Annotated in this window: 1 protein-coding gene; it reads left to right on the top strand. The window is 49.0% G+C overall.

Features of this window, described 5'->3' with window-relative positions:
* Positions 1-245 (top strand): hypothetical protein (locus ACEN88_RS36045; protein ID WP_413347175.1); only part of this gene is annotated, 245 nt, incomplete at both ends.

The raw sequence follows: 245 nt of genomic DNA on the forward strand, positions 1-245 counted from the left end.
ATTCAAACCGCGTCAGAAGTTCTTCATCACCTCAAAGCATGTCTTTCCTGCATCAGACACATGGATCGCCAGAGAGTCTATCTGGTACACGGAGAATGGTCCAAAGGAGTCGTGGCATGCGGTTGACGGGGATGAAAATGCAGGCGTAGCAGAACTGGGTGTTATCGAGTACGACATGAACGCTCTTAAAGGAAAGATCGGAACAGAACAGCTACCTGGCTGTAAGAGGAAAGGCGAGAAGGTAT

It is taken from the genome of Massilia sp. CT11-108 (assembly GCF_047302915.1).
In the GTDB taxonomy this organism is placed as follows: Bacteria; Pseudomonadota; Gammaproteobacteria; order Burkholderiales; family Burkholderiaceae_D; genus Telluria; species Telluria orientalis.